Annotated in this window: 9 protein-coding genes; 2 read left to right on the top strand and 7 right to left on the bottom strand. The window is 33.1% G+C overall.

Annotation, left to right across the window (positions count from 1 at the left end):
* Positions 1 to 428 precede the first annotated feature (428 nt).
* Genes EBF09_RS07620 through EBF09_RS07590 form a run of 7 tightly spaced genes read right to left on the bottom strand, consistent with a single transcriptional unit; the run spans position 429 to position 6905 of the window.
* On the bottom strand, positions 429 to 1871 hold the full coding sequence (locus tag EBF09_RS07620) for a replicative DNA helicase (protein ID WP_121764520.1): 1443 nt from the start codon (positions 1869 to 1871) through the stop codon (positions 429 to 431).
* Positions 1868 to 2602: an EI24 domain-containing protein gene (locus tag EBF09_RS07615; protein ID WP_121764519.1), complete on the bottom strand. Its 735-nt coding sequence runs from the start codon at positions 2600 to 2602 to the stop codon at positions 1868 to 1870. Before EBF09_RS07615 ends, EBF09_RS07620 begins: the two co-directional genes overlap by 4 nt.
* A gap of 51 nt (positions 2603 to 2653) precedes the next feature.
* Complete coding sequence (locus tag EBF09_RS07610) at positions 2654 to 3391, bottom strand: methyltransferase domain-containing protein (protein ID WP_121764518.1); 738 nt, start codon at positions 3389 to 3391, stop codon at positions 2654 to 2656.
* Positions 3376 to 4056: a pimeloyl-ACP methyl esterase BioG family protein gene (locus EBF09_RS07605; RefSeq protein WP_121764517.1), complete on the bottom strand. Its 681-nt coding sequence runs from the start codon at positions 4054 to 4056 to the stop codon at positions 3376 to 3378. The genes EBF09_RS07610 and EBF09_RS07605 overlap by 16 nt, the downstream gene beginning before the upstream one ends.
* Positions 4040 to 5221 (bottom strand): aminotransferase class I/II-fold pyridoxal phosphate-dependent enzyme, encoded by a 1182-nt coding sequence (locus EBF09_RS07600; protein ID WP_121764516.1) that lies wholly within the window; start codon positions 5219 to 5221, stop codon positions 4040 to 4042. The genes EBF09_RS07605 and EBF09_RS07600 overlap by 17 nt, the downstream gene beginning before the upstream one ends.
* A complete protein-coding gene (carA, locus tag EBF09_RS07595) occupies positions 5221 to 6357 on the bottom strand; it encodes a glutamine-hydrolyzing carbamoyl-phosphate synthase small subunit (RefSeq protein WP_121764515.1) in 1137 nt (378 codons plus the stop codon). Before carA ends, EBF09_RS07600 begins: the two co-directional genes overlap by 1 nt.
* Positions 6354 to 6905: a DUF507 family protein gene (locus EBF09_RS07590; protein ID WP_121764514.1), complete on the bottom strand. Its 552-nt coding sequence runs from the start codon at positions 6903 to 6905 to the stop codon at positions 6354 to 6356. Before EBF09_RS07590 ends, carA begins: the two co-directional genes overlap by 4 nt.
* Positions 6906 to 7030: 125 nt before the next feature.
* On the opposite strand from EBF09_RS07590, the gene EBF09_RS07585 reads away from it, so the two are divergent.
* Both EBF09_RS07585 and EBF09_RS07580 read left to right on the top strand, forming a co-directional pair.
* Complete coding sequence (locus EBF09_RS07585) at positions 7031 to 7714, top strand: aspartate/glutamate racemase family protein (RefSeq protein ID WP_121764513.1); 684 nt, start codon at positions 7031 to 7033, stop codon at positions 7712 to 7714.
* A 102-nt stretch (positions 7715 to 7816) separates the two neighbouring features.
* Positions 7817 to 10390, top strand: coding sequence for an ATP-dependent Clp protease ATP-binding subunit (locus EBF09_RS07580; protein ID WP_121764512.1), 2574 nt, complete (start codon positions 7817 to 7819; stop codon positions 10388 to 10390).
* Positions 10391 to 10493 lie beyond the last annotated feature (103 nt).

The following is a 10493-nucleotide window of genomic DNA, read 5'->3' as shown; positions in this document are numbered from 1 at the left end:
CACATTGTCATTGCGAGGTGTAGCCGAAGCAATCTGAAGCGTAACCCCCATTAAATGTAAAATCTTTAGACTGCCACGAGGTTTGACAACCTCTCGCAGTGACATTGTGGATTAACCTAAAGCGTCATTGCGAACGCAGTGAAGCAATCCATATACTAGAGTCTAAAAATTAAATGTAATTTTAGCTTCACATAAATTTTAGAAAAATATTTAAAAGCCTTTTAATATAGTTTAAAATCACATTGTAAGCCTTTAGATTTGCTCTACACTTCATTTACGGATAACGACGATACACTTGTATGCTACGGCTCATAAATGAGCCTTGCAAAGACAAGGAAGTGGGATTGCCCTCGCTTGATAGAATGCTGTGCTAGTGTTATTACCAAAAAAGCTTGCTACAAAACACTTGTTCCTAAAATATACACCCTTTAAATAAGGGGTGCTTCAATATTAGTTTCATTTGGTGGGATAAATTCTGTCTGTGTATGGGAGGCTGTATTTTCATAAATAATTTCCACCGCACCAAGATTGCTTTGTGCATCTACAAAACGCGTGCAATGCTTATGGAATGTAAGCTTGATAGTGCCTGTTGGCCCATTTCTTTGCTTACCTATGATGATTTCGGCATCTTCTTCATCTTTGGCCACATAAGTGCTTTTATATTCTTTACCCTCTTTTTTAGCGGCTTCTTCTTTTTCTTTTTCGTCTTTTTGCTTATAAACAGCATCTCTATACACAAAAAGAATAATATCCGCATCTTGCTCAATCGAGCCTGATTCCCTTAAGTCTGAAAGCATAGGGCGTCTATCGCTCCTTGATTCTAGGCTCCTATTTAGCTGTGAAAGTGCGATGATGGGTATCTCAAGCTCCCTTGCTATCATCTTAAGCCCACGACTTATCTCGCTTACTTCTTGATGTCTGTCTTTGTTGTTTGCACTACTCATAAGTTGTAAATAATCTATAATTGCAAGCTCAATTTCTGGGTGCTTGGACTTGATTTTTCTTAATTTTGTGCGTAATTGATGAATGGTTAAAATACTATTATCATCCACAAAAAGGGGGCTTTTTGCCATTTCAGTAGATGCCTTGCTTAAATTTTGCCATTCCTCATCTGTGAGATTCCCTAAACGCAAATGCTGTAAAGCGATGGAAGTTTTAGCCGATAGCATTCTTAGCATTAACTGCTCTGCTGGCATTTCAAGACTAAAAAATGCCACCCCTTTACCACTATCAAGTGCTTTTTGTGCCATATTTAACACTAGCGTTGTTTTCCCCATAGCAGGGCGCGCTGCTACGATAATCAAATCTCCTTTGCCAAAACCCGTGGTTTTATCGTTTAAAGAAGGAAAGCCCGTATCCACTCCTATAAGAGTAGAATTCCCCATTTGCTTCATCTTCTCAATATGCTCCATAGTTGCTTTTACTACTTCTAGCGATTCTCTAAACTCTCTATTTTCATGCACATTTGTAATGCCATAAAGCTCACTTTGCAATACATCAATGATTTCTTTTACTTCTGTATCCTCTTCATTGCTCGCTTCATTGATTTTTAGTGCTAAAGTATGCAATTTTCTTTTTGTAGAATTGTCCTTAATTTCTTTTGTATAAGCCTTTGTGTTTGAAATAGGATTTGTGCTTAAAATATTTAACAAATCCTCTTCAGAAAATGGGTGCGATTTGGAAGATTTCTTAGAGATAAACTCCTCATCAATAGGCATATCAAGCCTTCTTAACTCTAGCATTGCATAAAAAATATTTTTATGTGGCATATAGCCAAAATCTTCTGGCTCTAAAACATCTGAAACCTCATCTAAAAGCTCAGGATCAAAAAGAATGGAGCTAAGAAGTGCGCGTTCAATTTGCAAGTTCATAGTTTACCTTTGTTTTTAACATCAAAAAAGAAATGGGATAACCCAAGCAAAGCATAAAAGGGGATAAAAAAGTTAAGAAATGGGATAAGGCTTAAAGCATATAAGGATATAGCAAGCTTTCTTAGCTCTTTTTTATTTTCTTCTTGTGCTTTTTTCAAAGAATTTTTTTCAAAAATCATATCCCCAACATCTGCAATAAGTGTCTTTTTAAAAATCCAATAACTAGGAAAAAGCATAACAAATGCCCCAACAAAAGGTATAAAATATAAAGGGATTAAAAGCACTAAAATAAAAAAATATAATAAATAGGCTTTAAACAAAAAAAACACCACGCCAAAAATACTCTGATTGCCCTCCATCGCCAAATTAGAATAATAAGTCCTATGCACAAATTTTACAACCTTTTCGGCCAAAAATGCACAAATTACAAGATTGCTAAGCATAGAAAGCAAGAAAAATACTATCACAAACAAAATAAAAAGCGTAACTTTAATCACAAAATCTAGCACATCTTGAATCCAAGAAAAAAACCCATTTTCAAGCATTAACTCTACTTTAGACATCTCAAAAAGTGAGCCAAAAATACTCGGAGCAAAAAAATAAAATATAACCGCCCAAAAAAGAAAGCTAAGCACCAAAGGCAAAAAAGAAAGCTTTAGCATATAGGGATTAAAAAAATCCTTGCTAGATTGGCGTAAAATTTTAGCCGTAGGGATTAAGTTTTGTATCATCTAAGCTCCTGTGTCAAATAAGAGAATTTTAGAATTTTTTTACTTAAAAAGTTATCTTTTTTGTGCCAAGATACAAAGTGCTTCATAGCTTAGTGTATTTTCAAATGTCTTCTCCAAACCTAAAAGATGTTTTTTACCTAAATAAAAATTAGAATGCAAAGAATTTACACCGCTTAATTTCAAATGCTTAAAAGCCAAAATGGGACTTGAAAAGCTTAATTGAAAACTTAAAGGAATTATCTCTAAAATCTTCCAATCTTTATGCAAAATATTTTCATAATCTTGCTTTGAAAGATACTCTAGGCCAGCACCACAAAGCTCTTTAATCTCTCTTAAATTCCCTTTGCTAAATACACTAAAACACAAATAACTATCTTTTGGTGCGATGAATGATAGATTTTCAAAAAAGCTTTTTTGAGAAATCCACTGCAAAGTCGCATTAGAAACAAGCATTTGAATTTGTTTAGTTTGATAAATATTTTTTATTAAAATTTTATTTTCAATATCATCGCAAATAAATTCTATCTTTAGATTTTGAAAATCTTTACTAAAATCCACTAAATCCAATGCGATAAAACTTTCAATTTCTAAAGCATTTTGAAGCTTTTTAGAAAAGATCCCTCTCCCACTTCCAAGCTCCAAAAGTGAAGAAACTTTTTGAATAGAGTGTTTTTCCAAAAGCTCTAAAAGCTTATCTTGCAGACAAGATTGTATAGGGGTGTTATCCTCATAGCTTTCTTTTGCATTCCAAAATGTAGATTTTAGATTTTCTTTTAAAGAGCTTTCCATAGAAATTCCCTATCAAAAAATGCAAAATGTGGAGAATCTACAAAAGAAATTTGAAAATTTTGATTTTTTGCAATTTGTTTTTGATAAATTTCCCAAAAATATATTTGCGTCTTTGTAGAAAAAACTAAATCATTATGAGAAATAAAAACATAATCCCAAAAGGCATAAATTTCGCATTCTAAACTAAAGTTTTCTAGCAACTTTTCTAGCTCATTTTTTAATTGATTCTCCTCTGCAAATTGAAAATTTTTAGCCTTTTTAAAAGACAATCCAAAAAGAGCTTTTTTAAAACTCTCTAAATGAAAATTTCTAGCAGTAAATGAGAAAATTTTATAAGAGATTCCAAACTTATCATTTATCCCATAAAGAGTTCCATTAATAGCAATATTTTTAATAATTTTAAAGGATAAATTTTTATTAAAAATGAGAAACTTATTTGCCACCCAAACTCCCATAGAAAATGCAAGCAAAATTACTTCATTTTGATTTTTTAAAGCAGAATCTAGCTCCAAAGAAATTTGTTTAAAATCTAAATCTCTATAATCATAAACCAAAACAAAACTTTGCTCTTTAAAATACTCTTCAAAATGACTAAAATGAGATGCAAATCCCCCAAATAATAAAAAAATTTTCTCTGAATTTTTGATACTAGAATAAATTTTCATTATTTAATTTCCCTAAAATTCTAATAAGCCTTTTTAAATCCTCTTTTTTTATATCTGCCACAAGAGAAATCCTAAGAGATTCTTTGCCTCTAGGAACAGTGGGCGATTTAATAGCAGGGATAAAGTAGCCCTCTTCTTCTAAAGCATTTTGAAAAGAAATCACTCTTGCATTACCTCCCAAAACAAGACTAATAATATTATAATCTCCCAAAACCTTACTAGAAAAACTCTCCAAAAGCCCCTCTTTTAATGCAACAGAATTTTGCGCTAATCTCTCTTTTTTTTGCTTTAAACTAGGAAGCTTTAAAAAAGCAAAATAGCTCATCGCTACACAAAGTGGAGGAATGGCAGTAGAATAAATCAAGCTTCTTGCAAAATTTACAAAATAGTCCCTAAAAATGCTAGAACACAAAACACAAGCCCCTACACTCCCTAACGCCTTACCAAAGGTTAGCACCAAAAAATCCACTTCTTTTAATAATTCTAGCGTATAAGCTACTCCATATCCATTCTCCCCAAAGCTCCCTATGCTATGAGCCTCATCAAGATAAATATAGATATTTTGGTATTGCTTTTTAATCTCTACTATTTCTTTTAAGGGTGCAAAATCTCCCTCCATACTAAAAAGCCCCTCACTTAAGATTATTATATTTTCGTATTTTTGATGGTTCTTTTCTACAAGCTCCTTTAAGCTTTGCATATCGTTGTGTAAAAAACGCTTCAAAGCCACCTTTTTAAAAGATTTTAGCCCATCAATATGGCTTGCATGGATAGATTTATCTGCTAAAAATAAAACATTTCCCAAATTTGCCAAGCTTGAAATAGCACCGATATTTGCATGGTATCCACTATTAAACAACAATGCCTTCTTGCCATAAACTTTTTCCAAAGCTTCTTCAAAGATTTCAAAAATTTCAAAATTTCCACTAAGACTTCTTGAAGAAGAAGCACTAAAATACAAATTCTTCCTATAAATTTCAGAATCCAAAAATTCTTGTTTAAAGTCTATATCACTTGAAAGATTTAAATAGTCATTAGAAGCAAGATTTAAAAGCTTTTTTCCATTTTTATAGACAAAAAGCCCCTCATGCTTTAGGGGATAAAAAGAGCGAAAATTAGAGCTTTGCTTTAATCTCTCTAAAGCAAACTTTGCTAGATGTTCCATTAAAGAGTTTCTAAAAATCTTCTAAACTCTTTAAAAAGCTCATTAGATTCTAAAGGTCCTGGTCCTGCTTCTGGGTGGTGCTGGTAAGAAATAATAGGCGAATCTTTATAAGCTACCCCCTCTATTGTGCCATCAAAAAGATTTCTATGAGTTATTTTAGCGATTTCTCCCAAGCTCTCAGGGACAGAATAATTATGGTTTTGTGCAGTAATTTCTATCCTTTGTGTAAGGAGATTTTTTACAGGGTGATTGCCTCCATGGTGTCCAAATTTTAACTTATAAGTATCATATCCATGTGCTAAAGATAATAATTGATGTCCTAAACAAATTGCAAAAATAGGGATTTTTTTATCCACTAATTTTTTAATCTCTGCAATCTCTTTTGTTAAAACCTTAGGATCACCCGGCCCATTAGATAAAAAGATTCCATCAAATTCTTTATTTTCATATCTTTTAATCAATAAATCTGCACTAAAACTATGAGGGACAACCTCCACGCTAAATCCCGCATTTACAAGCTGATTTAAAATACTTCTTTTAATCCCAAAATCTATGGCAATAATTTTTTTGTCCGTTTTAGGCACAGAATAATCCATACTTGCAAAATCAAACTTGCCAAAATTATGCGTATAGGATTCTTTTGTGCTGATTTCTTGTATATAGTTAATCTCTTCAATGCGTTTAGAGCTTTGAAGCTTTTGCGCGAGTTCTTCTTTGCTTAACTTCTGTGTTGAAGCTATCATCATCATAGCACCTTCTTTGCGTAAAGTTTGGGTTAAAAACCTTGTATCTATCTCACAAATCCCCATAATGTTTTGTGCTTTTAAAAACTCGCCCAAAGATTGTTCAGAACGAAAGTTTGAAAATCTATCGTTATAATGGTGGCACAAAATGCCTTTACAAAAAGCCCTTTTCCCCTCCATATCTTTAGAATTTGTCCCCACAATCCCTATTTCTGGCATTGTAAAACAAATAAACTGTCCTGCATAACTAGGATCTGTGATAATCTCTTGATACCCGCTCATAGAAGTGTTAAAAACAAGCTCTCCTACGACAACTCCACTAGCTCCAAAACTTTTTGCCTCAAAATACATTCCATTTTCTAAATAAATAAAAGCAGGTTGTAATTCCATCATAGAAAACCTCTCTTTTTTAATTCTTCTTGGTAAAGCTTATCAAAAATAAGTTCATATTCCTCGCTACCAAATACAATTTTTCTTTTATAATTGCTAATCTTTTCGCTAATGATTTCTTCAATCTCGCTGTATGCTTTCACATAGCTATCAATTGCCTTAAAAATCACATTTTTAACACGCGTTTCAGATACTGCAAAGTCAATCAAATCTTCATCAATCAATTCATTTAAAATCTTATGAGAAAGTGCATTATACCTATCTTCCCATGCTAGATTAAAGTCATTTTCTTGTGCGATATGCTTTTTTACTTTCCAAAAAAGCTGATGCTCATCTGCTTGCATAAACTCAATTTCATCAAGATTTTCTTCAATAATCTCTCTTGCTTTCTCTTCAATCTTCAACTCTTCTTCCAAATCTTTTACCAAGAGAACTTGAGCAACCTTGCTAACTCCATCTAATCCATGCAAAATGCTAACAAATCCACAAGAGGATAAATCTAATGCTATTTTATTTCCGATATAGGGTGCGTGCGGGATTTTTAGCTTCATTTGTGTCAAACCTTATAATTTTTTCTTTATTTGTTTATTATTCTACCTATTTCTGTCTTAAATTTTAATCTTTTGCAAAGTATAATTTTGCTCTTTTAAACCCATAGCATTCTTTAAGGATTTTTATGAAAACAATAGGAATTATCGGTGGAATGAGTTTTGAGAGCACTCTAAGCTACTATCAAGGCATAAATGAATTAGCAAGAGAAAGACTAGGAGGATTAAATTCTGCTAAAATCGCACTCATTAGCTTAAACTTTGAAGAAATTGCAACATTACAAAGAGAAAATAAATGGGAAGAGAGTGCAAAAATTCTCACACAATCTGCCTTGAAGCTAGAAAAAATAGGGGTAGATTTTATATTAATTGCTACAAACACCATGCATAAAGTTTTGCCACTTATCACAAAACAAGTTAAAACTCCTTTTGTCCACATAGCAGAATCTCTTGGAGAAGAATTAATAAATAATAATATTAAAAAAATCCTACTTCTAGGCACAAAATTTACCTTAAACGAGAGCTTTTATAAAGATATTTTGCAAAAGTTTAATATAGAAACAATCATCCCAAACAAAGACGAAATAGAAACTATAAATTCCATTATCTTTGATGAATTATGCAAAGGCAAGATTCTAAAATCTTCCAAAGAAAAATACCTTAAAATTATAGAAAACCACAAAGATGCTGAAGGCGTTGTTTTGGGTTGCACAGAAATAGGGCTACTTTTAAAACAAGAAGATTGCAAAACAAAACTTTTTGATACAACCAAAATCCACATTAAAAAAGCCGTAGAACTTGCATTAAAATAAAATACACTCATAAAAATTTAGTATTTTATCATTATAAAACTTGACAATACTAGACTAAAGTTATATAATTCCCACAAATTAATTTTCACAAAGGAGGATTCTATGAATCTATTAGAAAAATTAACCAACCAAATGCAAGAGGGCTTAGAACAAGGCGCTTCTTTGGCTCTACATAATAAAAACCAAGAAATTAGTAGCATACATCTTTTTTGGGCGATGCTAACCAATACAAACTCGCTTTTAAACCAAGCATTAAATCGTCTAAATATTGACAAAAATGCACTAGAGCTTGAAGCACAAAGCAAGGCAAAAGCACTCCCACAAAGCTCTAATGTCAGCAAAGATAATCTAAAAATAAGCAGGGAATTAAGCGAGGCTTTAAGCAAGGCTGAAGGCTTAGCCACAAAAATGGGGGATAGCTATATTGCCGTTGATTGCTTTATAATCTCTAGCTTAAATGATGAACCCATTAAAAGCTTGTTCTCTAAATTTTTAGATACAAATGAGCTAAAAAAGACAATAGAATCTATGCGCGGAGGTGCTAAGATTGACAGCAAAAGCGCAGATGAAAATCTAGAATCTTTAGAGAAATTTGGTATTGATCTCACACAAAAAGCAATAGAAGGAAAGTTAGATCCAGTTATTGGAAGAGATGAAGAAATCACACATATGATGCAAATCCTAATAAGAAAAACAAAAAACAATCCCATCTTACTAGGCGAACCCGGAGTTGGAAAAACTGCAGTTGTGGAAGGCTTAGCACAAAGAATAGTTAAAAAAGAAGTCCCACTCTCACTCCAAAATAAAAAGGTAGTTGCCCTTGATATGAGTGCGTTAATCGCAGGTGCAAAGTATAGAGGAGAATTTGAAGATAGACTTAAAAAAGTTATCGATGAAGTCAAAAAAAGTGGAAATATTATTTTATTTATTGATGAGATTCACACCATAGTAGGAGCTGGAGCAAGTGAAGGAAGTATGGATGCTGCAAATATCCTAAAACCTGCCCTTGCAAGAGGTGAGCTACACACAATAGGTGCTACAACGCTTAAAGAATATAGAAAATATTTTGAAAAAGATGCGGCATTACAGAGGAGATTCCAACCTGTAAATTTAAATGAGCCAAGTGTAAATGAAGCCTTGCAAATCCTGCGTGGTATCAAAGAAAGGCTTGAAGCGCATCATAATGTAAGCATACATGATGGTGCATTAGTTGCAGCAGCAAAGCTAAGTAATCGCTATATTACTGATAGATTCTTGCCCGATAAGGCGATTGATTTAATAGATGAAGCAGCAGCAGAACTAAAAATGCAAATAGAATCTGAACCCAGCGAACTCTCGCGCGTAAAGCGAGAAATAGAAAGCCTCCAAGTAGAAAAAGAAGCCCTGCTTATGGAAAAAAGTGAAAGAAACAACGCTAGGCTAGAGGAAATCAATAAAGAGCTAAGCAATAAAGAAGAGCAGAAAAACGCACTTCTAGCACAATTTGAAAATGAAAAGCGAGTCTTTAATGCAATAGCAAAGATTAAAAGTGAGATAGATTCTCTAAAAACTCAAAGTGAATTAGCCAAAAGAAATAGCGACTTTAACAAAGCAGCCGAAATTGACTATGGAAAGATTCCAGAGCTTGAAAAAGAGCTAGTAAGCCAAAATGAAAAATGGGAAAAAATGCAAGAGAGTGGCACACTTTTAAGAAATGCAGTAACTCCTGAATCTATTGCTTCAGTAGTTAGCAGATGGACACAAATCCCCATAAAGAAAATGCTACAAGATGAAAAAGATAGAATCTTAGGCATAGAAGATGAGCTAAAAAAAGATGTGGTAGGACAAGATAAAGCACTAAAAGCAATAGCAAGGGCTATAAAGAGAAACAAAGCAGGCTTAAGTGAGCTAAATAGACCTATTGGAAGCTTTTTATTCTTAGGTCCTACTGGAGTGGGTAAAACAGAATCGGCTAAAACTCTCGCAAGATTCCTCTTTGATAGTGAGAAAAATCTAATAAGAATCGACATGAGCGAATATATGGAAAAACACGCTGCTTCTCGCCTTGTAGGAGCACCTCCGGGATATGTAGGCTATGAAGAGGGCGGACAACTCACAGAAGCAGTGAGAAGAAAGCCTTATAGTGTGGTGCTTTTTGATGAGATAGAAAAGGCACACCCAGATGTATTTAACATGCTTCTTCAAGTGCTTGATGATGGAAGACTAACAGATAATAAAGGTGTAACCATTGATTTTAGAAACACAATCATTATCCTAACAAGCAATATTGCAAGCGATAAGATTTTAGAAATTAACAACGAAGAAGAAAGAGAAAAGGCAGTGCGTGAAGCATTAAAAGGATATTTTAAACCAGAGTTTTTAAACAGATTAGATGATATTATTATCTTTAACCCTCTAGGATTGGAGCAAATTACGCATATTGTGGATATTCTCTTTAAAAATATCCAAAAGAAAGTGAGTGAAAGAGGAATAAGTTTAGAACTAGAATCTAGTGCAAAAGAATTTATAGCAAAAGTTGGCTTTGATCCTATCTATGGTGCTAGACCGCTAAAAAGAGCATTGTATGAAGAGATAGAAGATAGATTAGCAGAACTTATTTTAGAAGGCAAAGTTAAAGAAGATAGCAAAGTTAGCTTCTATGCAGAAAATGATGAAATTAAGATAAAAATTAGCTAAATCACACACATAAGCAAAGCTAAAAAGCTTTGCTTTTCTTCTCTTTTTGTTTTATAATTCCACACAAAAATTATCCCGTATCCTAAACTTAATAAATTTATTT

The organism is Helicobacter burdigaliensis (genome assembly GCF_003670295.1).
Classification (GTDB): Bacteria; Campylobacterota; Campylobacteria; order Campylobacterales; family Helicobacteraceae; genus Helicobacter_D; species Helicobacter_D burdigaliensis.
Note: the sequence above shows the minus strand (reverse complement) of the source record. Positions and strands in the feature narration are given on the sequence as shown.

Coding starts and splice junctions, on each gene's coding strand:
- EBF09_RS07620 (WP_121764520.1), bottom strand. CDS start 1,871: ATGAACTTGCAAATTGAACGCGCACTTCTTAGCTCCATTCTTTTTGAT.
- EBF09_RS07615 (WP_121764519.1), bottom strand. CDS start 2,602: ATGATACAAAACTTAATCCCTACGGCTAAAATTTTACGCCAATCTAGC.
- EBF09_RS07610 (WP_121764518.1), bottom strand. CDS start 3,391: ATGGAAAGCTCTTTAAAAGAAAATCTAAAATCTACATTTTGGAATGCA.
- EBF09_RS07605 (WP_121764517.1), bottom strand. CDS start 4,056: ATGAAAATTTATTCTAGTATCAAAAATTCAGAGAAAATTTTTTTATTA.
- EBF09_RS07600 (WP_121764516.1), bottom strand. CDS start 5,221: ATGGAACATCTAGCAAAGTTTGCTTTAGAGAGATTAAAGCAAAGCTCT.
- carA (WP_121764515.1), bottom strand. CDS start 6,357: ATGATGGAATTACAACCTGCTTTTATTTATTTAGAAAATGGAATGTAT.
- EBF09_RS07590 (WP_121764514.1), bottom strand. CDS start 6,905: ATGAAGCTAAAAATCCCGCACGCACCCTATATCGGAAATAAAATAGCA.
- EBF09_RS07585 (WP_121764513.1), top strand. CDS start 7,031: ATGAAAACAATAGGAATTATCGGTGGAATGAGTTTTGAGAGCACTCTA.
- EBF09_RS07580 (WP_121764512.1), top strand. CDS start 7,817: ATGAATCTATTAGAAAAATTAACCAACCAAATGCAAGAGGGCTTAGAA.